The organism is Halpernia frigidisoli (assembly GCF_900113805.1).
Lineage (GTDB): Bacteria > Bacteroidota > Bacteroidia > Flavobacteriales > Weeksellaceae > Halpernia > Halpernia frigidisoli.
Genome location: NZ_FOQT01000002.1, coordinates 561,110 through 587,481, shown reverse-complemented (window position 1 = coordinate 587,481; position 26,372 = coordinate 561,110). Strand labels below are relative to the sequence as shown.

Below are 26,372 nucleotides of genomic sequence, written 5' to 3'. Positions count from 1 at the left end.
ATGAAGGTTCTATATGCTTTTCAAGGAACGGGAAACGGACATGTTGCAAGAGCACAGGAAATTATTCCAATTTTAAAAAAATATGCGGAAGTTGGTACTTTAATAAGCGGTCATCAGTCTCAGTTAAAAACAGATTTCCCAATTGATTTTCAGTACAAAGGGATTTCGTTATTATATAATAAGAGCGGTGGAATTTCCTATAAAAAAACATTTTTTGAAAATAATTTCTCATTTGCATTTAAGGCGATAAGAGAAATTAATTTAAATCAATATGATTTAATAATAAACGATTATGAACCTTTAACAGCGTGGGCTTGTAAATTGCGAAATTTAAAAATGCTTGAACTCAGTCATCAGGCATCAATGAGTTTTAAAGAAACGCCAAAACCGAAATCAAAAGATTTTTTAGGCGAATTTATTTTAAAATATTACGCACCAAGTAAAAATAAAATTGGGTTTCACTTTGACAATTACAATCCTCAAATTAAAAAACCTGTTATTAGAAGAAAAATAAGAAATTTAGATCCAAGTAAAAAAGGATTTTACATCGTTTATCTACCAAGTTTTTCTGATGAAAACATTCTCAAAGTTTTAAACCAAATTCCAGTTCAATGGAAAGTGTTTTCGAAATATGCAAAAATTCAATCAAGACAAAATAATGTAGAAATTTTCCCGATTGATGAATTCCATTTTTTAAATTCTTTTGAAAACTGCGAGGGAATTCTCTGTAATGCAGGTTTTGAAGGTCCCGCCGAAGCACTTTTTATGAATAAAAAACTATTCGTAATCCCAATTCATAATCAATATGAGCAAGAATGCAACGCTTTTGCTTTAAGTGAAATGGGAATTAGCAATTCCAAAATTTTAGATGTAAAAGAAATTTCAGATTGGGTTAATTCTTACCAAAATATTTTGGTTGATTATCCTGATAATACCGAAGAAATTATACTTAATGAAGTCTTAACTTTCTAGCAAAATATCTTCTAAATCATTCATTCTTTTCATAACCGATCTTGCGTAACTGCAATGTGGATAAACTTTCCAGTTGTTTTCGCGTGCAAATTTAATTGCATCTTCCACCAAATATTTTCCCATTCCACGACCTTCAAATTTCGGATGAACCAATACAAAAGAAATGATCAGTTTATTTTCATCCGGAAAAATGGTGTAAGTCAATCTTCCAACTTCATCTGCTTCTTTATTTAATGTAATAAAACCGCCGTGGCCGTTTTTGTTATTTATGAATTCCATATTTTTTGTTATTAAGGGCTAATTTTAATTTGTTCTTTTAAGTTTCACAATAAATAAATTTTCTTTCCCCGACCCTAAAGGGAGGAAAATTTCTCACAAATTTTATCAAAAATACTCCCTTTAGGGTCGGGGAAATATTTTTGATAAAATTTGAATATTATTTTAAATTTAAAAAATTATTTATCAATTCTACCAATGAAAAAAGAAGACCAAAATTGATCTTCTTTAAATATATTTTTAAGATTGAAATTTAGTTTCCTAAAACCTCTTTCACTTTATCTGCCGCTTCTTCCAAAGTAATCGCAGAGTGAACCGGCAAACCGGAGTCATCAATTAATTGTTTTGCTTCAACAGCATTAGTTCCCTGAAGTCTTACGATCAAAGGAACAGGAAGGCTTCCCATTGCTTTGTAAGCATCCACAATTCCTTGTGCAACTCTGTCACAACGTACAATCCCACCAAAAATATTAATTAAAATGGCTTTCACATTTTTGTCTTGCAAAATAATTCCAAACGCTTTTTGAACTCTTTCAGCATCTGCAGTTCCACCAACGTCTAAGAAATTCGCTGGATTTCCACCAGATAATTTAATAATATCCATTGTCGCCATCGCCAAACCTGCACCATTTACCATGCAACCAACGTTTCCGTCAAGTTTCACGAAATTTAATCCCGCTTCACCTGCTTCAACTTCTGTGGCATCTTCTTCACGTGTATCTCGCAATGCTGCCAAATCTTTATGACGGAAAAGTGCATTATCATCTAAAGAAACTTTAGCATCAACCGCAATTATTTTATTATCAGACGTTTTTAAAACCGGATTAATTTCAAACAAAGAAGCATCAATTCCAACATAAGCGTTGTAAAGAGACACGATAAATTTTGTAAAATCTTTAAAAGCCTCACCTTCCAAACCTAAATTAAAAGCAATTTTTCTCGCTTGGAAACCTTGCAATCCAACTGCAGGATCAACCACTTCATTGTGAATCAAATGTGGCGTAACTTCCGCAACGTGCTCAATGTCCATTCCACCTTCTGTAGAATAAACGATCATATTTTTTCCTTGCGCTCTGTCTAAAAGAACAGAAACATAAAATTCTTTTGTTTCAGTTTCACCAGGATAGTAAACATCTTCAGCCACCAAAACCATGCTCACTTTCTTACCTTCAGCCGAAGTTTGTGGCGTTACCAACTGCATTCCAAGAATATTCCCTGCGTTTTCCTTCAACTTTTCCATAGTTGGCGAGAATTTCACACCGCCACCTTTTCCACGTCCACCTGCATGCACCTGCGCTTTCACAACCCACGCTTTTGCGCCAGTTTCGTCAGATAATTGTTGTGCTGCTTTTTCCGCTTCCTCTACAGTGTTGGCAACGTGTCCACGTTGTATTCTAACGCCATATTTAGCAAGAAGTTCTTTCGATTGATATTCGTGAAGATTCATAATTTATTTTAATTAATTATTTTTTTAGGATTTACAAATTTAAGAAAAAAGAAGCACTTTTTCCCATATTGAGTAATTGAAAATTTTATGGATTTAATAATTTTTTGGGCAGACATTTCCGCCTTCCGTTCCCAATCTTTTTTTTCAAATGCAAAAAAAAGGATTTCCACTCAAGTCGGGCTGCAGATTTTCGCTTCTTTCAATATCTTTTGAAGTTTGAATTTAGTTTAATAACTTTTTCCACAAAATTTAAATCAATCTGTGAAAATCTGTAAAATCCGTGCGCTAAGAATTTATCAAAGATGTTTTTGTTTCTTTTCAGATTGTGTGCTAATAAAAGGAATTTTAGGTGCTAAAAAATAACCCGTCAAACTCGCAAAAAGTATCGGAATAAAAAAGGTAAATCCAGTCAAAGTTGCAAGCAAGATCGTTGTACTCATCGGCGTTCGCGTTACGCAAGAATTTATCGCCGCCATACAACTTACGATTGCCAAAGTTAAATTGGTCTCTGGAAAAATGTGGTGAATTATTAATCCCAGAGCAGTTCCCACGAAGAATAACGGAATAATAAATCCACCGCGCCATCCTGAAGTTACGGTGATTGAAGTAGCTAAGATTTTAAATACTAAAATTACAACAAGCATCGTAAAAGTATAATTTGAACTTACTAATTGATTAATTTCGACATGACCAAAAAATCTCGTGATTGGAACATAATAAGAAATAATTCCCAATAAAATGCCACCAATTAAAGTTTGGATATAAATTGGTAAAGGTCTGGCTTCAAATAATTTTTTGAAAAATTTAGTTACATAAATAAAAGTCCAGCCAATAAAAGTGGCGCAAATACCAAAAAGAACCGCGTAAAGAAAATCGTAAACACCTGAATATTGATAATCTTGCAAATTCCACGTGGCACCCAAACCCAAATGAATAATTAAAGCAAAAACGACATAACTAAAACAACTGGAAACCAACGCCGGAATAATCGCTTTGTAATATTCAACGGCGTGCTCGTGATGCAAAATTTCCAAAGAAAATAGACTTCCGCCAAGTGGCGCGCCAAAAAGCGAAGTAAATCCAGATGCCATTCCAGCAATCGTTAAAGACCGAAGATCTTCACCTTTTAATCTGAAAATTTTTCCCAACCAAGTTCCTGTAGAACCTGTGATTTGGACCATCGGACCTTCTGGTCCCAAACTTCCGCCTGACGCAACGCAAATAAGCGATGATAAAAAAGCAGAAGGATTATTTTTAGGATCAAGTTTGCCTTTATTAAATCTAATATTATCAACTATTAAATGCATCTCACCAGGGTCGCCAATAAAGTGAATAATTAAACCTGCAAGAAGTCCAGCAATTGACATAAATGGAATAACTTCCCAACCTACAATAAAATGTGCTTTGTCCGTTAAAAATAAAAGTGCGATCCAATACAATGCTGCAATAAAACCACCTATCAAACCAACAGTTGCCCACATTAAAAAATTTCTACTAAATACAAAAGGGCTAAATTTAATTGGATGATCCAAAATATTTAGATAATGTACTAATTTTCGGCGTCGTTGTAATTTCATTTTAAAAGTAATTTTGAAAAATAATATTTAAAAGTTTTCAATTTTGCAAATTTAAGGAAAAATTTAAAACAGTCGTTTATTGCAAGTGGATTGAAAACATGATATAATATCATCAAAATATTTTAAGATAAATGCAAAGAATTTTTATAATAAAAAGATTAAAGGCTTTTTATTATCCTTTAAGTTACGTAAATTTGAAATCCAACGTTATTTTTAAAAAACGTTATCATTAGCAAAATGCAAAAAAGTAACTTATTAAATGATGGAATTCCAATTTCCCCTTCATTACATTCAACTCTCATAGCAGAGAATTTTGTAACAAGAAAAGGAGAGAATAAAAAAAGAATACTCATTATTTCTGGATTGGCATTACTTTTAGGAATTTGTGTAAGTTTAATCGCTAAATTTTTAATTCTTCTTCTTAACTTAATTACCAATATTTCTTTTTACAGCCGTTTTTCATTGGAGCATGCAACACCAGTCGGAAATTCTTTGGGAATTTTTGTAATTATAATTCCTGCAATTGGTGGAATAATTGTCGGTTTTATGACCATTTATGGTTCAAAAGCAATTCGCGGGCATGGCATTCCGGAAGCAATGGAACAAATTTTAACAAATGAAAGTAAAATAAAACCTGCAATTACTTATTTAAAACCATTGTCTTCCGCAATCGCAATCGGAACTGGTGGACCTTTTGGTGCGGAAGGACCGATCATTGCAACTGGCGCCGCCTTGGGTTCGACGCTTGGTCAAATTTTGAAAATATCCGATAACGAGCGAAAAATATTATTGGCTGCGGGCGCAACTGCAGGTATGGCTGCAATTTTTGGAAGCCCAATCGCCTCAATTTTTCTAGCTATAGAATTATTGTTATTTGAATTTTCCGCACGTTCCATTATTCCGGTTGCAATTGCATGTATCACGGGTGCGGCGGGACATCATCTTTTATTTGGCGCAAATCCAGTTTTTGAAATGCCTAAAATGGCGATTCCAAGCAACTTCGCATTATTTGCTTACAGTATGATGGGAATTATTATTGGCGTTTTATCGGTTGGCGTGAGTAAAATAGTTTATTTAGTAGAAGAAAATTTTGAAAAACTTCCCGTTCATTTCTTTTGGTTTCCCGCCATTGGTGGCTTGGTGGTTGGGGTGACCGGATATTTTGCACCAGAAACTTTAGGTGTAGGTTATGAAAATATCACCAATATTCTTTCAGGTAACTTGACGCTTTCAGTAGTGTTATCATTATGCTTTTTAAAATTTATTTCCTGGGCAATCGCTTTGGGAAGTGGAACTTCTGGTGGAACTTTAGCGCCATTATTAACAATTGGTGGCGCGGTTGGCGTATTATTAGGAATGGGAATTAAACTTATTTTTCCTCAATCAGGCGTTCTAATTCCACTTGCTGCATTAGTTGGAATGGCTGCAATGTTTGCCGGTTCTTCCAGAGCATTGTTAACTTCAATAATTTTTGCGTTGGAAACTACTGGACAATCGAGTGCGTTACTTCCTTTACTTGGCGCTTGTCTTGCGGCGTATGTTGTTTCATTTTTCTTAATGGAAAACACAATAATGACCGAGAAAATTGCCCGTCGAGGTGTAAGAACGCCAACTTCATATGAACCAGATTTACTTGAAAAATTAACGGTGAATAAAGTTTTAAAAAGTGTCGGAATGGTAATTAATGAGCATGAAACGATTAAAAACATAAAGGAACAATTGTATTTAGAAAAAGGGGAACAACAAAATTATTTTGTAATTGCTAATAATGAAGGAGAATATAAAGGAACCGTAAGTTTTTCTACTATTTTTGATACCAATAATTCTGACGAAGATGAAGTTAAATCTTTACTTAAAGGAAATTACGTTACAATAAATTTGAATGATTCTTTATTAACTGCCGCAGAAACAATGGCAAAAGAAAATACAGACGTTTTACCAGTTGTAAATAATAAAACTATTGTCGGAATTGTATCTTATCGTGATATTCTCTCTTGTTACAAACAGGGAATTTCTACTCACGAAATGAAAAATCCTAATATTTCTTTAAAACGAAAAAGTTACAAAATGTTGATTCGCGGGCAGAAATTAGTTCATAAGTTTCGAAAAAACTAAGACTTGTTATAATTTTTTTAAACTGATTTCGCAGCCTGTTTACAGATCTCTAAATATTTTTTCGGCATTTTCCCAAAATAATTATTCTCATAATATTCATCTGTTTTTGGAATATACAAACTGTAAGTTCGATGCAAAGGGATAAACGGAATAAAAAAGAAGTCAAAATAAAAGCGGTAAACTTTGATAATCCCAGTCACCATTTCGCCATTGTATAAAACCTTTTGGTCAATTTTCTGTTTTAATTTTTTGCTGATTCCGAAGATAAAGAACATATAATTTTTTTGTAAAAGAAGTTGTTTTTAAAATGACGATGTTTCAGCCGCTGAAATTTTGCCTGTTTTTTTGTTCTGTAAAAAAGCAACCACATGAAAATCTTTTTGATTTAAATTATCATCATTTAAATCTATTTTTCCAGTTTTTCCAGGATTTACAGACGTAAATTCTTTTACAATATCAACATGAGAAAGTGTTCTGTTGCTATTTTCGCCACGTTTCACTTGCGTTATTGCATGATTTTGAACTAAGGCGAAATTTAAAATATCATCAGGATTTATTTTTTCTAAATTATATTCTACAGAAATCTTGTCATTTTTAGAATCTGAAATTTTAATAGAAAGTCCACGATTTTGAATATTTAAAGTAGGATTTTTCAAAGCCTTCGAAAGTTCACTTTCATCTGAACCAACAAATTGCTTTTGTCCATCAACCACGATTTGCGGTGTGTAAATGGAATTCAAATTAAAAATACTGGAATACCAACTTTGTCTTTCTGAAAATTTCTTTTGGCTAAAAGTATCTTTCCAACCTAATCTGTCCCAATAATCTACGTGATAAGCGAGAATTATGACGTTTTCAGAATTATTTTTTTGAACTTCCTCAACCAATTTATCGGCAGGTGGACAACTTGAGCAACCTTCCGAAGTAAATAGTTCAATAACTTTCACTGATTTTGAGTCACTTGAAATTTGTGAGATGTTTTTTTTGGCGTTTTGCGAACAACCAAAAAGCGGTAAAATCAGAAGTATTAAAAGCGACTTGAGTTTCATAATATTTTAATTAAATATACTAAAAAACTTGATTTTCAGATTTTTAAGGAAAATTGAAAGAAGAAAAACGCTTCAAAAATAGCCCCGATTGAAATGAAAATCCTTTTTATAATTTTTTAAAATTATAAAAAGATTGTAATGGAAAGCGGGAACAATCTTCGAAATATAAATAACTCCTCTTGCTTCTAAAAAAAATTAAACACGATTTTTAGCGAAAAAATAAATCAACATTCCCCAGGAAATTATCATTAAAAGTCCACCAAGCGGCGTAATTGGACCGATTGCTTTTGTTGGTAAATTCGCATTTTCTGAAAACGCCAAAAGGTAAATGCTGACGGAAAACAAGAATGTTCCGGCGATCATCAAAATTGAGATCCATTTTTCTGTTCCCGTTTCAAATTTTAGAAAAAACCCAATAATAAGAAGAAAAAAAGCCGCGTACATTTGGTAACGAACGCCGGTTTCAAAACTTTGAAGTTTCTCCATTGTAAGAAATTTTTTGAATAAATGCGCCCCAAAAGCACCAAGAATTACGGAAATTAAACCGTAAACAGCGCCAAATATTAATGTAAAAGTCTTCATATTATTTGTTTAAAAAGAGTAGTGTTAATTTTCCAGCGAGTGTGATAATTCCCAAAAGGATAAATAGCCACGCGAATTTTTTAGAATTTTGAAATTCAGGTTCTTTCGTAATTTTTAGAAAAATACCAAATATCAAAATAACAACTGCGAGAATAATTCCGAACATTTTCTACAGATTTCTCATTTTATTAAACTCATCAATCACCTCGTGGTGCGAAACGGTTTTGTCTTTAAAATAGTTGACGAAATATTTTTTTTCATCTTCTGTCGCGCCCAATTGATTCAGAATATTAAGCAAATGCATTTTCATGTGACCTTTTTGAATTCCAGTCGTGATCAACGAACGAAGCGCTGCAAAATTTTGGGCCAAACCAGAAACCGCCAAAATACTCATTAATTCCTGCGCGGAAGGCTTGCCTAAAAGCGACAGAGAAAATTTAACCAAAGGATGAAGGTTCGTTAGACCGCCGACAACGCCCACAGAAATTGGCAGATCGATCCAAAAACGAAAAATTTCATTGTCAGTTGTACAATGCGTTAAACTTTTATATTTCCCGGATTTTGCGGCGTAAGCGTGCGCACAGGCTTCCGTCGCGCGGAAATCATTTCCTGTGGCGATCACAACTGCATCTACGCCGTTCATTACGCCTTTATTATGCGTGGTTGCGCGATAAGGTTCAATTTCTGCAATCGTCACGGCTTGTTTAAATTTCCACGCAAAGTCTTCATTTGAAATTCCGCTATCGTCTTTCAGATCTTCAATTTTACAAGAAACCTCGGCTCTTACAATACAATTTGGTGTAAAATTCGAAAGAATATTCATCACAATTTGTAAGGAATTTTTTTCTTCTTCTGTGAAACTTTCCTCTTTTGAAACTTCTTCTTTTAAAGTTTTTCCAAATTGTTCAAGACATGAATTTATGAAATTGGCGCCCATCGAATCTGCCGTTCCGAAACTGGCTTTTAACTGGAAATAATTTTCCAGATCTGCCGTTTTATCAATTAATTTTATATTTAAAATTCCGCCGCCGCGGTTTCGCATATTTTTTGTGATCGCTTCTGTGGCTTCTAATAGTTTCTTTTTTAATTTAAAATTAAAGAAATGCAAGACTTTGTGCGGTTCCACATTTAAAATAAAATGCGTGTGACCGAGTTTTTCGGTGTTGATAATTGTCGTTTTAAAACCACCTTTATTAAGCCAGAATTTTGCAGATTTTGAAGCCGCCGCAACTACTGAACTTTCCTCAACTGCCATTGGTAAAGCGAGTAATTTGCCATCGATTAGGAAATTAGGCGCAATTCCATAAGGCATGTAAAAATTGGAAATCGTATTTTCAGAAAACTCATCGTGCAGTTTCTGCAGATCGGCATCTTCATTATAATATTGCTCTAAAACTTTTTTAAAATCCTGATTATTTTCTAAATATTCCTGTAATAACCAATCGATTTTTTCTTGCTTAGAAAGTTTAGAAAAACCTTCCACCGGCGTATGATTCATAGAATTTCATTTGAATTTCAAAGATAAGGAAATTTAGGATTAGGATGAGATTTAGGTTAAGAGTAAGTTAGAGAAAATTTTTCATCAATAAATTTCATTTTCACCTAAATATTTTATTGCTAAATTTGTTTCAATAAATATTTTCTAATGAAAACAATTACATTGCATTACAGCGAATCCATATATGAAAAATTGAAAAATTTTTTGGATACTTTTTCGAAGGAAGATTTGGAAGTAGAAGATACGTCAAAATTTGAAAAAATAAAGTCTCAATTGCAAAGAGATTATGATTTATATAAACAAAATCCCACTGATGTTTTAAGTGTAAATGAGGCCGAAGCGGAAATGGATTTATTTATTAAAAATAATGAAAATTGATATTACACCGCAGTTTCAACAAAAACTGCAAAGACAAGTAATTTATATTTCTTATGACAAACCTATCGCTGCTAAAAACTTAAGTAAAGTTATTTAAGCTGAAATCAGAAAAATTATAAATATGCCTTACAAAAACAATCTAAATTTTTTAATGATAAAAATTTTAGAGAACTTATTGTAAAAGGTTATGCTTTAAATTTTGAGATTGTTCCAGAGGACAATAAAATCGTAGTATTTGGTTTACACAAATGGGAAAATGACCTGAATCTGTAATTTAAACCTCAACTTGATCCGCCAAAAACGACCATTCTTCCAAAGCAGAATTCAATTCTTCTTTTTTAGAATTGTAATTTTCCAGAGTTTCGTCCGAAGGATTTTCTGTGGTAAAAGATTTTTCCAGAGTTTCAACCAAAGTTTCTAATTCTGAAATTTTTTCTTCTACTTTTTTAATTTTATTGATCAGATTTTTCTGCTCTTTGCTTTGAATCACAATTGGCGCAGATTCTACAATGACTTCTTTTTTAGCTGCAACTGCCGTTGCGTCTTTTGCAAGTTGAAGTTTAGAACGTTCCGCAGAGATTTCTCGGATGCTTTCTTTTTGTCGATATTCTAAGTATTCATCAATGTTTCCAAGGAATTCTTTCATTCTTCCATCACGGAATTCGAAAATTTTATCAGCCAAACCTTGCAGAAATTCCCGGTCGTGAGAAATCACGATTAAAGTGCCTTCATATTTATTTAAAGCCATTTTAATAATTTCCTTCGACTGAATATCCAGGTGATTCGTCGGCTCATCCATAATCAAAACATTGAACGGACGCAGCAATAATTTACACAAAGCCAAACGGTTTCTTTCCCCACCGGAAAGTACTTTAGTTTTTTTCGTCACATCATCGCCTTGGAAAAGGAAACTTCCCAATAAATCCCGAACTCTTGGTCGTGTTTCTTCGGTCGCCGCATCTTCTGCTTCTTCTAAAACGGTTTTATTTGGCGTTAAAACTTCTTCCTGATTTTGAGCAAAATAACCGATATTTACGTTGTGACCTAAATTCCATTCGCCTGTATAATCTGTAATTTCACCAGATAAAATTTTAGCAATCGTTGTTTTTCCCTGTCCATTCTGACCTAAAAGCGCGATTTTCTCACCGCGTTCTACGAAGAAATCCACTTCATCAAAAACCTCTTTTTTACCGTAGGCTTTTCCTAATTTTTTGGCTTCAAAAATAACTTTTCCGGGAACAACAGATTGCACAAAACGAATATTGAATTTTGAAACATCGTCATTGTCAACTTCAATTCGGTCAATTTTATCTAATTTTTTAATTAAAGATTGCGCAAAAGAAGACTTGGTTGCAGAGGCGCGAAAACGGTTGATGTTGTCTTCCATCTGCTTAATTTCCACATCCTGATTTTTCTTTGCCTGAATTTGTTTTTCTTTTCGCTCTTTGCTGAGTTCTAAATATTTGGAATAATTCGCTTTATAATCGTCAACTTTTTTATTATTAATGTCAAAAGTCCGGTTACAAACCGAGGTCATAAATTGCTTATCGTGACTTACCAAAACGATTGCGCCGTTGTAAGTTTTCAAAAAATCTTCCAGCCAAATGATGGATTCCATATCCAGGTGATTGGTTGGCTCATCCAGAAGCATTAAATCATTTTTTTGAAGTAAAAGTTTTGCCAATTCAATTCTCATTCTCCATCCTCCAGAAAATTCATCGGTAATTTTATGAAAATCATCGGCTTTAAAACCCAATCCAAAAAGCACTTTTTCAACATCGCCTTCTAAATTATACGCGTCGTGATGCATTAACAAATCGTTTAAATCTGTCATTTTTTGAATTAAAAGTGCGTAATCATCACTTTCATAATCGGTTCTGGTTGTTAATTGTTTATTAACTTCTTCAAGTTCATTTTTTAAAATATTGATTTGTTCAAAAGCCTGCATGGTTTCATCCCAAACGGTTCTTCCTTTTACAAAATCTAAATCTTGCTTTAAAAATCCAATGGTAATATTTCCTTCGGGAACAATTGTGCCTTCGTAAAAATTAATGCCGCCGGTAAACATTTTTAAAAGTGTTGATTTTCCGGCACCGTTTTTCCCAACAAGACCGATTTTATCATCTTTTTTAATGGTAAAATTGACGTTTGAAAATAAATAATTTCCTGAATGATGAAGACCTAAACCTTGAACTGAAAGCACGCGATAATATTTAAAATTGAACTCTTTTTTGAATTTGCAAAAGTAGTGATTTTCAAGGGATTTGAAAATGTAAATTTAAAACTGTTTTTCTTAAAAATATTTGGTAAAAAAAGTAATTAAATGCCTTAATCTTTTTCAATATGAGTAAGATCGCATTTGAAATATTTAAAGTTAAACCAAAGTATATAATAATCGATTTGTCTTAAATGTGAGGAATCGAAATTCTCTATTAATTGAATAAATCATTCGGCATAAATTTGGCTACCTTTAGTTATCTAAAAAAATATTTTAATAAATATTTTTAGAATTCAAACTTACTATGTCAAATAAGAGTTTAATATTATTCAGTTGTTCGGACTTTTACAGTCTTCAAATAGCTAAAATATTAAATAAAAATTCTTCCAATTATCTTAAATATAGTTTGAATTTTCAAATTAATATTACAGATTTAAATTTTTTGCGCAAGACAAATTTGATTATAGATTCCTGCTAAATAAGGAATTTTATATTTATCAATTATAAGTATTTTTCTAAAATTTAAATCAAAAAATTACATAAAAAAAATGAAAGCAAAAGATCTCATCCAAAAAGGAATCGACACCGTAAGAATTATATCCGCCGATGCTATTCAAAAAGCAAATTCCGGACATCCGGGAACACCAATGGCTTTGTCGCCTTTAGGTCATGTTTTGTGGGCAGAAGCAATGAACTACAATCCGAAAAATCCAAATTGGGCAAACCGAGATCGTTTTGTTCTTTCCTGCGGACACGCTTGTATGTTGCAGTACAGTTATTTACATTTAACAGGTTATGGAATTTCGATAGATGATATTAAAAATTTCCGCCAACTTCACAGCATTACGCCGGGACATCCGGAATATGGAATGACGCCCGGAATCGAAGTTACAACCGGACCTCTCGGACAAGGTTTCGCAAATGGTGTCGGAATGGCGATCGCGCAACAATATATGGCGGAAAGATACAACCAGCCAGAATTTGATATTTTCGATTATAAAATTTACGCGATTTGCAGCGATGGAGATTTAATGGAAGGCGTTTCTGCAGAAGCCGCGTCTCTTGCAGGTCATCTTGGTTTGGGAAATATGATTTATTTTTACGACAGCAATCACATTACAATTGAAGGAAATACGGATATTGCATTTGATGAAAATGTGTCTAAAAGATTTAAAGCCTACGGATGGCATGTTCAGGATTTGCCAGATATCAATGATTTAAAAGCAGTTAGAAAAGCCATTAAAAAAGCAAAAAAAGAAACCAATCGTCCTTCGCTGATAAAAGTGAGCAGCATTATTGGTTACGGAAGTCCAAATAAAGAAGATTCTGCAGCAGCGCACGGTTCGCCGCTTGGTAAAGAAGAAGTTCGATTGGTAAAAGAAAATTTTGGTTTTGATCCTGATAAAGATTTTTTTATTCCTGAAGAAGTTGCCGATTTTTACAAAAAAGCAGGCGAAGTTTCTGCGGAAAATGAAGCAGAATGGAATACTTTATATAAAAATTATAAAAAACGCCATCCGGATTTAGCCAAAGAATATGAGTTAATTTCATCCGGTAAATTACCAGAAGGTTGGAAGGAGAAATTACCCGTTTTTGAATCTTGTGCAGGAATCGCAACCAGAAAAGCCTCTGGAAAAACCTTAAACGCAATTGCCGAATTTTTACCCAATTTAATTGGGGGTTCCGCAGATCTATCACCTTCTACAGATACTGTTCTTAATGATTATCAGTCATTTTCTGCTGAACATCGCGATGGTAGAAATTTCCATTTTGGAATTCGTGAACATTCGATGGGTTCGGTATTAAATGGAATGGCTTTGAGTAATTATTTAATTCCTTATGGCGCGACTTTCCTGATTTTCTCTGATTATATGCGTCCACCATTGCGTTTGGCTGCGATCATGAAAATCCGTCAGATCATGGTTTTCACGCATGATAGTATCGGTTTAGGCGAAGATGGAACGACGCATCAACCAATTGAGCAACTTATTGGTTTGCGAACTGTTCCAAATATGACGGTAATTCGTCCTGCAGATGCGAACGAAACTGCACAAGCGTGGCGCGTTGCCATCGAACATAAAGATGGACCGGTTGCCATTTCTTTGACCCGTCAGGAACTTCCAATTATTGATCAGAAAAAATATGCAAAAGCAGAAAATCTTGAAAAAGGCGCTTACATTTTATCAGATTCTGAAGGTGAACCGGATGTGATTTTGATTGCGACAGGTTCAGAAGTTCAATTAATTCTAGAAGCACAATCAGAATTGAAAAAAGATAAAATCGATGCTCGCGTTGTAAGTATGCCGTGCTGGAATTTATTTGATAAACAATCTGCTGCTTATCGTGAAAAAGTTTTCCCTAAAAATATCCGAAAAAGATTGGCTGTTGAAATGGGATCAAGTGTTGGTTGGTTAAAATATACCACCGATGAAGGCGATGTTTTAGGCATTGACAAATTTGGAGAATCCGCACCGGCAGAGGAAATTATGAAAGAATATGGTTTTACAGTTGAAAATGTGGTGAAAAAAGCGAAGGCTTTAATTTCTAAAAAATAATTCTAAAATCAACCTTTAATATAATAAAAAATGTCCGAAAATTCATCAAATAAAATAGGAATTTGCGCAGACCACGGCGGTTTTGAATTAAAGGAAAAAATAAAATCTTTTTTAAATATAAATAATTTTGAGTGCGTCGATTTTGGTGCAACTGAGTTAAATTCTGCCGATGATTTCCCAGATTTTGTTATTCCGCTAGCGAAAGCAGTTGCTAATAGAGAAGTTTTTCGTGGCATTGCGATTTGTGGAAGTGGTGTTGGTGCTTGTGTTGCAGCGAATAAGATTTCCGGAATTCGTGCGGCATTAATTACAGATTATTTTTCTGCGCACCAAGGTGTGGAAGACGATGATATGAATTTAATTTGTCTCGGCGGTCGTGTTACAGGTTTTGCAAGTGCTGAAGAATTAGTTTTGGCGTTTTTAAATGCGAAATTTATCGGTGCTGAAAGACATTTAAGGCGTTTAGAAAAAATCAAAAAATCAGAAAAAAATTAGAGAAAATTTTAATTGTTCTCTGCCAAATGAAATGCCTCTGCGAACTTAAAAGCATTAAAATAAATTAAAACTCTGAGTTCTCTGCGTTCAAAAAAACACAAGAACAGTTTACATTTAAAAATATTAACATTAAAAATTAAAAATATGAATCCATTAAATAAAGTAAGAAATTTAGGACAAAGCATTTGGCTCGATTTATTAGACCGCGAAATTATGCGCTCAGGAAAATTGCAAAGTTTAATTGATAATGACGATTTGCGCGGTTTAACTTCAAATCCGGCAATTTTTGAAAAAGCAATCAGCGGAAGTTCAGATTACGATAAGGATATTGTTGAACTTTCAAAAACGGAAAATGATAGTTCTGCAATATTTTTCAATATGGCGATTTCAGACATACAAAAAGCAGCAGATCTTTTTAAACCGGTTTACGATAAAACCAATGGTGAAGATGGTTTCGTGAGTTTGGAAGTTTCGCCTTATTTAGCACGAGATACTGAGGAAACAATTTCTCAGGCAAAAGATCTTTGGAAAAGAGTCGACCGAAAAAATGTAATGATCAAAATTCCGGGAACAAAAGAAGGATTGATCGCTATTCGTGAATGTCTGCGCGCTGGAATTAATATTAATGTGACTTTACTTTTTGGACTTCCGCGCTATAAAGAAATTACCGAAGCCTTTATGAGCGGTTTGGAAGACAGACTTTCAGACGGAAATTCGATAGGAAATATTGCTTCCGTGGCAAGTTTCTTTTTGAGCAGAATTGATGTCATGATCGATCCAATGTTAAAAGAAAAGGGCGCAGAAAATTTATACGGAAAAATCGCAATTTCTTCTTCAAAACAGGCTTATCAAATCTATCTTGAAATGATAAACAGCGATCGTTTTAAAAAATTAAAGGAAAAAGGGGCGAAACCGCAACGCGTACTTTACGCAAGTACGGGAACGAAAGATCCAACATTTAGTGATGTGGTTTATGTAGAAAGTATTATCGGGAAAGATACGGTGAATACGCTTCCGATCGAAACAATTGATGCTTTCAGAGATCACGGAAACGCAGCAGAAACTTTGACTCAAAATGCAGATGAAGCCAAAAAAGCCTTGGAAGAATTAAAGGAAAAAGGAATTGATTTAGATAAAATCACGCAGAAATTAGAAGATGAAGGCATTGAGAAATTCAACGACGCTTACGATAAATTGCTGAAAAGTATTGACGATCAAAAAAATAAAAAATCATAGAAATGAGTGATTTTGATGTTTCAAAAATAAAAGCCGTTTTCATGGATATTGGCGGCGTTTTGCTGACGAATGGTTGGGGACACGAATCCCGAATCGAGGCCGCGAAAGTTTTTGGTTTTGATTATGAAGAAATTAATATTTTGCACAATTTTATTTATGACGTTTTCGAGATTGACAGCATTTCATTGGATGAATATCTTAATACCATTTTATTTCATAAGCCGCAAGATTTCACGAAAGAGCAATTTAAAGAGTTTATGTTTGCTCAATCTGTAGAATTACCACAAATGTTAGAATGGTTAAAAACCTGGAAAAGACAAATTGATTTACCCGTGTTTGCGCTAAGCAATGAAAATAGGGATTTAAATGATTACCGAATTCAGAACTTTAAATTACATCAATTGTTTGACGGTCTCTTTTCATCTTGTTATATAAAAATCAGAAAGCCTGATCCCAGAATTTTTAAAAGGGCAATGGAAATCGCACAAGTTCAACCGCACGAATGTGTTTATTTTGACGACCGACCAATGCTCGTAAACGCAGCAAAAAAACTCGGCATGAACGCCATTCTTCACGAAAACTTTGAAACAACAAAAAATATTCTCGAAAATTTTATAAGAAAATAATATTATGAACGAACAAAATACAAATCAAAACGCTTTTGGAATGATCGGTTTGGGAACAATGGGTTCCAACCTTTTACAAAACATTGCAGATCACGGCTACAATTGCGCGGGTTACGACAATAGCAAACAAAAAGTGGATGCGCTAAATAATTTAGGAAGCGAAAATATTAAAGGCTATTCCACTTTAAAGGAATTTACCGACAGTTTAAAAAGTCCGAAAATCGTAATGATGCTCGTTCCTGCAGGTGAAATTGTAGATAGCGTGATCAAAGATTTATTAACAGTTTTAGAAAAAGGCGACATCATCATCGATGGAGGAAATTCACATTTTACAGACACCGAGCAACGTTTCATAGACTTGGAAGGAAAAGGCTATCATTTTGTGGGAATGGGCGTTTCCGGCGGTGAAGAAGGCGCAAGACGCGGTTCAAGTATGATGCCGGGAGGCGATGAAGAAGCGTACGAACATCTAAAACCAATTTTAGAAAAAATTGCTGCGCACGTCAATGGCGAACCAACTGTCGCTTTCATGGGCGAACGTTCCGCGGGACATTTCGTAAAAATGGTTCACAATGGGATTGAATATGCCATCATGCAGTTGATTTCAGAAACCTACGAGATCATGAAAAAAGGTCTCAAAATGGACAATGAGGAAATTCATCAAGTCTATAAAAAATGGAATGAAGGCCGACTAAAATCTTACTTATTAGAAATTACCACTGATATTTTCGCATATAAAAATGAAGGTGAGAAAACCCTTTTGCTGGATGAAATTCGAGATGCAGCGAAAGCAAAAGGTACTGGTAAATGGACTTCGCAAGCAGCGATGGATCTACATATTCCCACGCCAATTATCGACATTGCCGTTTCTATGCGCAATCTTTCTTCCCTAAAAGATCTAAGAGTTGAGGCTTCAAAAATTTATTCTGATTCTACCGAGATCAATTATAAAACCAATAATGAAGACTATTGCAACAAATTAGAAGATGCCTTTTATTTTGCGATGGTTTCCGCGTATGCGCAAGGAATGCACTTGCTTTATCAGGCGAATATTGAATTTGATTACAAAGTAAATTTAGACACGATTGCCAAAATCTGGCGAGGTGGCTGCATTATCCGTTCAGAATTTTTGGAAGATATTTATTTCGCATTTAATAAAAATCCTAAACTTCAACATTTACTTTTAGATAACGAAGTGGCAAAAAGTTTAACCGAAACTCTTCCGGGAATTCGCGCGATCGTCTCAGATGCGGCGCTTCACGGTATTTCTACGCCGGCTTTTTCTTCGTCTGTAAGTTATTTTGATAATTTTAGAAATGAAAATATGCCGACGAATTTGGTTCAGGCGCAACGCGATTATTTCGGTTCGCACACTTACGAGTTAAAAGGAAAAGAAGGCGTTTTCCATACAAAATGGATGATGGAAAATATTAAAGAATAAATTTAATTTTTTTATTTGGGCAGCGATTTCCGCCTTCCGTTCCCTCCCGATTTTACATCGGGATACACTCAAGTCGGGCTACGGATTTGCGCCAAAAATAAAAAGTTTTTCTAAAAACAACATTTAAACAAAAATTTAAAAATGCCAAATACTATAAATATAACAAAACCAACCGTGATCATCGTTTTCGGTGGAAACGGCGATTTAACAAAACGGAAAATAATTCCTGCTTTGTACAATCTTTTTCTCGAAAACCGTTTGCCAGAAAAATTCGCCATCATCGGCACTTCGCGAACAGAATTTAAAGATCAAAAATACCGAGATCTTTTATTAGACGGAATCAACGAGTTTTCCCGAACCGGAAAAGCAAAAAAAGAAGACTGGGCAAAATTTTCTGAAAAAATAACTTACCAAGCCTCAAATATTAAAGACGTCGGCTCTTACAATGAATTTGCAGATAAGATCAGCGATTATAAAAAAGAATGGAAAGAAGATATTTCTACGCTTTATTATTGCGCCGTTTCGCCGGATCTTTTTTGTACGATCGCAGAAAATGTTTCAAAAAGTAAATTAGAAAACAATCGGGAAACCACGCGGATGATCATTGAGAAACCTTTTGGTCGCGATCTGGAATCTGCAAAAACTTTAAACGCAAAATTGCTCACGATTTTTGATGAAAAACAAATCTACAGGATCGACCATTATTTAGGCAAAGAAGTCGTGCAGAATGTGATGGCTTTTCGTTTCGCAAATACCATTATGGAACCTTTATGGAATCGCACGCATATCGAACATGTTCAGATTTCAGTTACCGAAAAAATTGGCGTAGAAGACCGCGGAAGTTATTTCGATAACGCCGGAATTTTACGTGATATGATCCAAAATCATTTGCTACAATTGCTGTGTATTATTGCAATGGAACCACCAATTAATTTTGACGCAGATCTCGTTCGTGATAGAAAAGTTGAGGTTTTAAAAGCCATCCGAAAAATCGTTCCCGGCTCGGTAGATTCCATGGCGGTTCGCGGTCAATACGGTTCCGGTTGGGTAGAAGGAAAAGAAGTTCCCGCTTATCGCGATGAACTGGATGTCAAACCAGATTCTAATACAGAAACTTACGCTGCGATGAAATTTTATGTGGATAATTGGCGTTGGCAAGGCATTCCGTTTTATTTAAGAACCGGAAAAAGACTTTTTAAATCTGATTCTCATATCATTATTCAGTTTAAAGAAGTGCCGCATAATATGTTTCAAAATCAGGAAAGAAATATACCAAAAGCAAATCGTTTGATCATTAGTATTCAACCGGATATGGCGATCAAATTTCAACTGGAAAGCAAAACGCCGGGTCTGGAAATGACTTTAAATACGGTAGATATGGTTTTTGATTATTCCGGAAAAACAAAAGGCGATTCACCTGAAGCCTACGAAACACTTTTATTAGATGTGATTTCCGGCGATCAGACTTTATTCATGCGTGCTGATCAGGTAGAAGCAGCATGGGAAGTGGTAATGCCAATTCTGGATTATTGGGAAAATAATAAAAACGCCGATTTTCCAAATTATCCTGCCAATTCCTGGGGACCGGAAAATGCAGATGCTTTGATCGCAAAAGATGGTTTTCACTGGATCAATTTACCCGATAAAAAATAGAAAATGAACGAAGTAAAAATATTTAATGAAGTCAATGAGTTGATGAATGCTTTGGCAGAAAGCATCGTCATTGCCGCAGAATACGCTATTGAAGTAAACGGTAAGTTTAATTTTGTACTTTCTGGTGGAAGTTCGCCCAAAAAATTATACGAATTATTAGCGTCAGATTCTTTTAAGAATAAAATAGATTGGGACAAAACTTTTTTCTTTTTTGGCGATGAAAGGTTTCTGCCGGAAGATAATTCTGAAAGGAATTCGATGATGGTAAAAGAAGCCTTATTTGAACCTTTACATATTAAAAGCGACAATATTTTTAAAGTTAATCCTTCCGGTTCTCCGGAAGAATCAGCCAAAAATTACTGGGATTCTATTTTAAAACATTTTAACGGGAAACCAGTTGAATTTGATTTCAACCTTTTGGGTTTAGGCGATAATTCTCACACCGCGTCACTTTTCCCAAATACTTCGGTTCTTAATGAAATGGAAGCAACGGTAAAATCTGTTTTTGTCGAAGAAGTTGATATGTACCGAATTACGATGACAGCACCTTTAATTAACCAATCTAAAAATATTGTATTTTTAGTATTTGGCGAAGGAAAAGCAGAAGCCGTTTTTCATATTTTGGAATATCAAGCCGGCTCTGAAAATGAATTTCCGGCCAGGTTGATAAAATCTGAGGGAAAAGTTGTTTGGTTTTTGGATAGTGCGGCGGCGGGCAGATTGTAGGATATTCTAAATTTAAAATTTTTAATCATTTTATGACGGACTCTGCAAAAATTATTAATGAAACTAAAAATTATATTTTAGAAATTTTTAAAAATGGTTTAAGTAAGCAAAAAGATGTAGCATTAAACTTAAAGAAAGGAATAGATTTATTAGTTGGATCCGAATGTGAAGATATTGACTTTTTGAAAAAAAAAATTATTAAATTTTGCCATGAGGAATTAATTGAACTCTACAATAATCCAAGTTCTAATCAAGTTAATTTAGATAGAATTGCGTTAATTGAAAAGAATTTTAAAAAATTCGTTATTGATTTGAATATTGCTTCTATGAGTAATCTACATCAACTTCCTTTCGAAAGAAGATTAACTAATGAAGAATCTGAAATTTTAAAAAGTAAACTTAAAAATGATTGGGATTTTGATGGATGGAATAAAGGAAATTATTATTGGGAACCATTAGCAAAAACTAATAATAGAAATTCATTAATATTCTTTAAATATGACTTATTTGATGATGATGACGTAAAACGTATAATTAATTTAATAAAGAAAATATCTCACAATAAAATTTTATTCCTAACAGAAGATCAACTTGATTATGAAATTGACGTTATTGAATTTAATCTTGATTTGCTGGAATCTTCATACACAAATTGGGAAAATACTTGGTTAATTTATATTTCACATGAAGACATAATTACTATTGGAGGAGAAATTTTAACAGAATTAATGAAACTGGAATTTCCATTAAAAATAATTTCTAAAAATGATCTTTGGTAATTTTGCTAAATTATCAAACTAAAGCCCCATCGCAGCATAATAAGCAGCGCCCATTAAAGCCGTTTTATCATTTAACACAATTTTTACGGGAATGTTTTTAAGCAAATTTTTCATTCTTCCCACGTTGATAAAATTTTCGTAAAATTCTTTTTTATCAATTAAGGGAAGAATTTTTGGGACAATTCCGCCACCGATGAAAATTCCGCCCGTTGCTTTTCCTTTTAATGCCAATTCACTTGCTTCTACGGCAAGATATTTTAGAAAAAGTTGAATGGTTTCTTCGCAAACTGCGTCTTTTTTTTCTAATGCTGCGGCTGAAATTATTTTCGCAGAATTGTCAATTTTCAGTTGTTCTTTAAGCCATTTTGGTTCTTTTGCTTTTCTAAATTGTCTCAAAAATTCGTAAATATTCATAATTCCCCTGCCGGAAATCACTCTTTCCCAACTAACGTGATCGAATTTTTTAGTTAGAAATTTAAATAATTCGACATCCAAATCCGTTCTTGGCGCAAAATTACAATGTCCGCCTTCTGATGCATAAGGATTAAATTTTGAACCGTCCCAAAATAATCCGGCTTCACCAAGGCCAGTTCCCGGCGAAATTACAACGGCATTTCCTGCCTCTCTTTTACCTTTGGAAATGGTTTCAAAATCAGAAGTTTTTAGCGCAGAAAGTCCGTAAGCATTGGCTTGAAGATCATTAATTAAAAGAACAGTTTTTATTTTTAAATCTTTTTGCAATTTTTTCGCATCAATTTCCCACGCGAAATTAGTTCCGCTTACTTTATCGCCTTCGACAGTTCCGGCAACGCCTAAACAGGCACAATTAATTTTTAAAGATTTATCATCGTGAAATTCTTGAATGGCTTTTACAAAAGATTCATGGTCTTTCGTCGGATATCTTTGACTTTTAAGCGAGATTAATTTTCCATTTTTTATTTGAAAAAGTGCCAATTCAGTTTTTGTTCCGCCAATATCTGCAGCCAAAACGACTCCCGCTCTTGGTAATTTATTTTTACCGGAAGGAAAAGACATTGGTAAAGTTGTATCTGAAATATCAGGGAGGGAGATTGATTTAAAAGTTTTCATTAAATTTTAGATGAGGTTAAAAGGTAATTTTTGACAAGTTTTTTAAGTAAAAATTTTTCTAAAAATTGTAAATTAAATAAAAAGCTGAAGTTCCAAATCATCAAAAATGCAACCGAAAAGCATATCATTTTAAATTTTTAGATAAAATATTTCAAAATCAGAAATTGTTATCTATTATCTTTTTATGAGACAAAAATTTGAAATTGTTATGAAAAGGCTTGCTTCACGGGGATTGCTAAAGTGTTTTATTTTTCTAAAATTTTGAACTTTAATGCCATATTTCATGATATATTTAATCTATTAACTGTTTAAAACATTGATTATTAATAAGTTAAAATATTAATAACTATGTATATATAATGTATATAAATGTAGCCCAAATCTTTAAATTACATTTAGGATCTGGATATAATAAAACTGTAATAAAAATCTAATAACCCAAAAACACTTTTTAATAGATGAAAAAATATATTTATTTTCTATTCTTAATTTTCATTTCCTCCAATATTTTCTCTCAAACGAATAAGGTTGAGCTTACCACAGATAATGATGGAAACCATTTACTTGTAGATCAGCAAAAATTTATGATAAATGGGATGAACTGGGATTACTTTCCGATCGGAACTAATTTTTCATACAGCCTTTGGACGCAGTCTGATGATATTATTAAGAAAGCTTTAGATTCTGAAATGGCTTTGCTTAATAATATGGGCGTAAATACAATTCGCGTTTATACAGGAATACAGCCGAAATGGATAAAATATATTTACGAAAATTATGGTATTTATACTGTAATTAACCACACTTTTGGCCGATATGGATTGACCTTAGATGGCACTTACGCCCCGAATACCGATTATTCGGATTCTCGGGTAAAAAATATACTTTTAAAGGAAGTGCAGGATATGGCGAATGAGTATAAAGGGACGCCAGGACTTCTTATGTATCTTTTAGGAAATGAAAATAATTACGGTTTATTTTGGGAAGGTGCTGAGACAGAAGATGTTCCCATGGAAGACAGAAAATCTACTAAAAAAGCTGAAGCTTTGTACTCTTTGTTTAATCAAGCAACTTTAGCCGTAAAAAATATAGATAATTCCCGACCTGTTTCAATTTGTAATGGTGATCTATTATTTTTAGATATGATAAGTAAAGAATGTCCGGATATTGATGTTCTTGGTTTAAATGTTTACAGAGGAACTTCTTTTGGAGATGTATTTCAACGGGTAAAAAAAGTGGTGGATAAACCAATAATGTTCACTGAATTTGGATCTGATGCATTTAATAATCTAGAACAGGGTGAAAATCAAAAAGACCAGGCTGATTACTTAGTTAATAACTGGAAAGAAATATATGAGAATGCCGCAGGTTTTGGTAAAGCAGGAAATTCATTAGGAGGCTTCACTTTTCAGTTTAGCGATGGTTGGTGGAAATCCGGGCAAACTGTTGATCTCGACATTCATAATACAGATGCATCCTGGAGTAATGGCGGTTATATAAAAGATTTTGTTCAAGGTGAAAATAATATGAACGAGGAATGGTTTGGGATCTGTGCAAAAGGTTCTGCGGATGACAATGGTTTGTATCAGCTTTATCCACGTGCTGCATATTATGCACTAAAAGATGTACACCATATAAAACTTTTTGGTGAAGATCAATCGTTAGTAAAATTGGATGATAAGTTTAAAAATATAAACTCAACGGCTGCAGGTTTGCAGGCGCGTGGCGATAAAGCTGCATTAGAAGGAAACTCTTCAAAACTTTTGAGGTTGAGTAAATTTAATGCAAACTTCACTACTTATAATACTGGAGGCAGTTTAATAACAACGCCCAAACAGGAGGATGTCAACAAATCAGTTTATCCCAACAGACAGGGATTTGACCATATGGAATCCATTTATCTAGGCGTAGAAGCTAATCCTGCTTCAAATATGCGTGCAACAGCTGAGTTTAATATTGTAGGACATGTTGCCCTAAATCCTATTGACGAAATTTTTTATGAAAACAGAGCAAGACCTGTAAAAGTAAAAACAGTTGATGGCACAACTATTTTAAATTCTGAAGGCAGAGTGGCGCTTTATAGAGCAACTTACAACTGGCAGACTAAATATTTTGATTTAAATGGTTTTTACAGAACCGGACATTATCATTGGGAATATGAGGGCGATTTCTTCGGACTCTATCCGGAAGCTAATTATGGTGCAAACATAGACATATACAACGGAGAAGCGCCGGTAGGTTTTGAATTTACAGGTAAGAAGCATATTAATGGTTTAAAACTAGCTTTTGGTCCGCAACTGTGGTGGGGAGCAAATCCGGCATTATTGGTGAAATATTCCAAAATAATTGGAAAAACCCGATTAACAGGTATTTACCATGAAGATCTGGATAAACAACAAAATACAACAAGTTCATACGCTATTCCTCAACCAAAAACAAGACGTGTCACTTTAGCGTTAGACAGAACTTTTGGTAAATTTAAAATTGATTTAGGCGGAATTTGGGCTGGTCAACCTCTAAATGGTCGTCTATTTCAGGCTGTTCGTGGCGATGAAGGCAACTATTCGATTTATCAGGACTTCGTGAAATCAAAAGATAACTTTGGCGGTAAAATGAAATTAACTTACACTGGCGGAAAATTCAACATGTATGCCCAGGGCGCTGCAATGGGATTGGTTGCCTTTGGCGGAGCAGATTATACGCAGACTTTTACCGGATGGCGTTTAAAAGACAGCGGTAGTGGTAACCAGTATAATTTCCTTTCAGGTTTTACATACAATATGGGAAATTTCCAGATCGCACCAAACTTCTTATGGCAGAAACCTATTGAAGGACCTATCCCAATGAATGTCCCAAGTCCAGGAAGACCTAGAAATATTTTAGATGATCCTTTCAGCGTGCGGGTGAATCGCCAAATGACTGCTGGAGAGTTGCTGTTTACATATGACCCAACACCGGCAACATGGATGTATCAGTGGGATAATGACCGCACTGAATATGCACCTTTTGCTTTTAACGTTGGAGCAATTTACAGACATATGCCTACAACTCAGGATGCAGCGATAGGTATTTTTCCGGACGGAAGATCAACTTTCGCATTTCCGGGTGCACCGCCCGCAGCAAATCTTTGGGAAGTGAATGGAAAAGTAGTTATGAAATTTAACTCACAATTTGGACTTATTTCAAATTTCTATGGTGGTGATGCGCAGGCCAATGGAAGTGATCCAAGAAAAATAAAACGTTTAGGGATTGACTTAAGAACAATTTACAAAAAAATGAAATTAATAGCTGGGGCTAAAATTAATGATTGGGGACCTTACGATTACCACCGTGATTTTAACTTAACTTTTCCACTTCAGTTAGTATTAGATCTCTCTACAACTATTGGAAAACCGAATTGGTTCATTCTTCCAGGCACGCAGATCGGGATAAGAGGAACTTACAGAACTCTGGATCAATATTCTCCACGCTATAATCCTACATCTACATTTAATCCTGCTGGAGCTTATGTTCCAGACCCGACGGCAATAGGATTTCCAAATGGTAACGAATGGGAGATCAGGACTTACATTCAAATAAATATTGGTAAATAATATTTTTCAATAAAAATAAAGTATTCAATAAATTGGTCAACAAACGAGAAATTAAATTGACCATTAA

The 26,372-nt window shown here is 34.1% G+C and carries 22 protein-coding genes; 12 read left to right on the top strand and 10 right to left on the bottom strand.

Annotation, left to right across the window (positions count from 1 at the left end):
• Complete coding sequence (locus BM238_RS07790) at window positions 1-972, top strand: glycosyltransferase family protein (protein WP_090079626.1); 972 nt, start codon at window positions 1-3, stop codon at window positions 970-972.
• Here BM238_RS07790 and BM238_RS07785 read toward each other — a convergent pair.
• The 3 genes from BM238_RS07785 to BM238_RS07775 all read right to left on the bottom strand — a co-directional run bounded on the left by BM238_RS07785 (window position 961) and on the right by BM238_RS07775 (window position 4,272).
• Window positions 961-1,251, bottom strand: coding sequence for a GNAT family N-acetyltransferase (locus tag BM238_RS07785; protein ID WP_090079625.1), 291 nt, complete (start codon window positions 1,249-1,251; stop codon window positions 961-963). The two genes, BM238_RS07790 and BM238_RS07785, sit on opposite strands and share 12 nt — an antisense overlap.
• Window positions 1,252-1,501: 250 nt before the next feature.
• Window positions 1,502-2,695 carry an ADP-forming succinate--CoA ligase subunit beta gene (gene sucC / locus BM238_RS07780; RefSeq protein ID WP_090079624.1) on the bottom strand — a complete coding sequence of 398 codons (1,194 nt, stop codon included), beginning with the start codon at window positions 2,693-2,695 and terminating at the stop codon, window positions 1,502-1,504.
• A 296-nt stretch (window positions 2,696-2,991) separates the two neighbouring features.
• Entirely contained in the window at window positions 2,992-4,272 is a 1,281-nt protein-coding gene (locus tag BM238_RS07775; protein WP_090079623.1) for a chloride channel protein, read from the bottom strand.
• Window positions 4,273-4,509: 237 nt separating this feature from the next.
• Between BM238_RS07775 and BM238_RS07770 the strand changes: the two genes are divergently transcribed.
• Window positions 4,510-6,387 (top strand): chloride channel protein, encoded by a 1,878-nt coding sequence (locus tag BM238_RS07770; protein ID WP_090079622.1) that lies wholly within the window; start codon window positions 4,510-4,512, stop codon window positions 6,385-6,387.
• A gap of 17 nt (window positions 6,388-6,404) precedes the next feature.
• Here BM238_RS07770 and BM238_RS07765 read toward each other — a convergent pair whose 3' ends face one another.
• The 5 genes from BM238_RS07765 to BM238_RS07750 form a co-directional block, all read right to left on the bottom strand.
• A complete protein-coding gene (locus tag BM238_RS07765; protein WP_090079621.1) occupies window positions 6,405-6,662 on the bottom strand; it encodes a hypothetical protein in 258 nt (85 codons plus the stop codon).
• Between the two features lie 27 nt (window positions 6,663-6,689).
• On the bottom strand, window positions 6,690-7,436 hold the full coding sequence (locus tag BM238_RS07760) for a DUF1223 domain-containing protein (protein ID WP_090079620.1): 747 nt from the start codon (window positions 7,434-7,436) through the stop codon (window positions 6,690-6,692).
• Between the two features lie 195 nt (window positions 7,437-7,631).
• Window positions 7,632-8,018, bottom strand: coding sequence for a DUF423 domain-containing protein (locus tag BM238_RS07755; protein WP_090079619.1), 387 nt, complete (start codon window positions 8,016-8,018; stop codon window positions 7,632-7,634).
• A 1-nt stretch (window position 8,019) separates the two neighbouring features.
• Complete coding sequence (locus BM238_RS14410; protein WP_177205443.1) at window positions 8,020-8,184, bottom strand: hypothetical protein; 165 nt, start codon at window positions 8,182-8,184, stop codon at window positions 8,020-8,022.
• Window positions 8,185-8,187: 3 nt separating this feature from the next.
• Entirely contained in the window at window positions 8,188-9,516 is a 1,329-nt protein-coding gene (locus BM238_RS07750) for a hydroxymethylglutaryl-CoA reductase, degradative (RefSeq protein ID WP_090079618.1), read from the bottom strand.
• 147 nt (window positions 9,517-9,663) lie between these two features.
• Between BM238_RS07750 and BM238_RS07745 the strand changes: the two genes are divergently transcribed.
• The gene (locus BM238_RS07745) at window positions 9,664-9,894 is read left to right on the top strand and encodes a hypothetical protein (protein WP_090079617.1); all 231 of its coding nucleotides are present in this window, start codon (window positions 9,664-9,666) and stop codon (window positions 9,892-9,894) included.
• Window positions 9,895-10,168: 274 nt separating this feature from the next.
• Here BM238_RS07745 and BM238_RS07740 read toward each other — a convergent pair whose 3' ends face one another.
• Window positions 10,169-12,097: an ABC-F family ATP-binding cassette domain-containing protein gene (locus tag BM238_RS07740; protein WP_090079616.1), complete on the bottom strand. Its 1,929-nt coding sequence runs from the start codon at window positions 12,095-12,097 to the stop codon at window positions 10,169-10,171.
• Between the two features lie 563 nt (window positions 12,098-12,660).
• On the opposite strand from BM238_RS07740, the gene tkt reads away from it, so the two are divergent.
• The 8 genes from tkt to BM238_RS07700 all read left to right on the top strand — a co-directional run bounded on the left by tkt (window position 12,661) and on the right by BM238_RS07700 (window position 21,623).
• The gene (tkt, locus tag BM238_RS07735; RefSeq protein WP_090079615.1) at window positions 12,661-14,667 is read left to right on the top strand and encodes a transketolase; all 2,007 of its coding nucleotides are present in this window, start codon (window positions 12,661-12,663) and stop codon (window positions 14,665-14,667) included.
• A 30-nt stretch (window positions 14,668-14,697) separates the two neighbouring features.
• Window positions 14,698-15,162 carry an RpiB/LacA/LacB family sugar-phosphate isomerase gene (locus BM238_RS07730; protein WP_090079614.1) on the top strand — a complete coding sequence of 155 codons (465 nt, stop codon included), beginning with the start codon at window positions 14,698-14,700 and terminating at the stop codon, window positions 15,160-15,162.
• Between the two features lie 144 nt (window positions 15,163-15,306).
• A complete protein-coding gene (tal, locus tag BM238_RS07725) occupies window positions 15,307-16,398 on the top strand; it encodes a transaldolase (RefSeq protein ID WP_090079613.1) in 1,092 nt (363 codons plus the stop codon).
• 2 nt (window positions 16,399-16,400) lie between these two features.
• Window positions 16,401-17,024, top strand: a complete 624-nt coding sequence (locus BM238_RS07720) for an HAD family hydrolase (RefSeq protein ID WP_090079612.1) — start codon at window positions 16,401-16,403, stop codon at window positions 17,022-17,024.
• A 4-nt stretch (window positions 17,025-17,028) separates the two neighbouring features.
• Complete coding sequence (gene gndA / locus BM238_RS07715) at window positions 17,029-18,465, top strand: NADP-dependent phosphogluconate dehydrogenase (protein WP_177205442.1); 1,437 nt, start codon at window positions 17,029-17,031, stop codon at window positions 18,463-18,465.
• Window positions 18,466-18,606: 141 nt separating this feature from the next.
• Window positions 18,607-20,118 carry a glucose-6-phosphate dehydrogenase gene (gene zwf / locus BM238_RS07710; RefSeq protein WP_090079610.1) on the top strand — a complete coding sequence of 504 codons (1,512 nt, stop codon included), beginning with the start codon at window positions 18,607-18,609 and terminating at the stop codon, window positions 20,116-20,118.
• Window positions 20,119-20,121: 3 nt separating this feature from the next.
• Entirely contained in the window at window positions 20,122-20,844 is a 723-nt protein-coding gene (gene pgl / locus BM238_RS07705) for a 6-phosphogluconolactonase (RefSeq protein WP_090079609.1), read from the top strand.
• A gap of 32 nt (window positions 20,845-20,876) precedes the next feature.
• Complete coding sequence (locus tag BM238_RS07700) at window positions 20,877-21,623, top strand: hypothetical protein (RefSeq protein WP_090079608.1); 747 nt, start codon at window positions 20,877-20,879, stop codon at window positions 21,621-21,623.
• A gap of 18 nt (window positions 21,624-21,641) precedes the next feature.
• On the opposite strand, the gene glk is transcribed toward BM238_RS07700, so the two are convergent.
• Window positions 21,642-22,712: a glucokinase gene (gene glk, locus BM238_RS07695; protein ID WP_090079607.1), complete on the bottom strand. Its 1,071-nt coding sequence runs from the start codon at window positions 22,710-22,712 to the stop codon at window positions 21,642-21,644.
• Between the two features lie 458 nt (window positions 22,713-23,170).
• Between glk and BM238_RS07690 the strand changes: the two genes are divergently transcribed.
• Window positions 23,171-26,305: a glycoside hydrolase family 2 TIM barrel-domain containing protein gene (locus BM238_RS07690; RefSeq protein ID WP_090079606.1), complete on the top strand. Its 3,135-nt coding sequence runs from the start codon at window positions 23,171-23,173 to the stop codon at window positions 26,303-26,305.
• The last annotated feature ends 67 nt before the right edge of the window (window positions 26,306-26,372 follow it).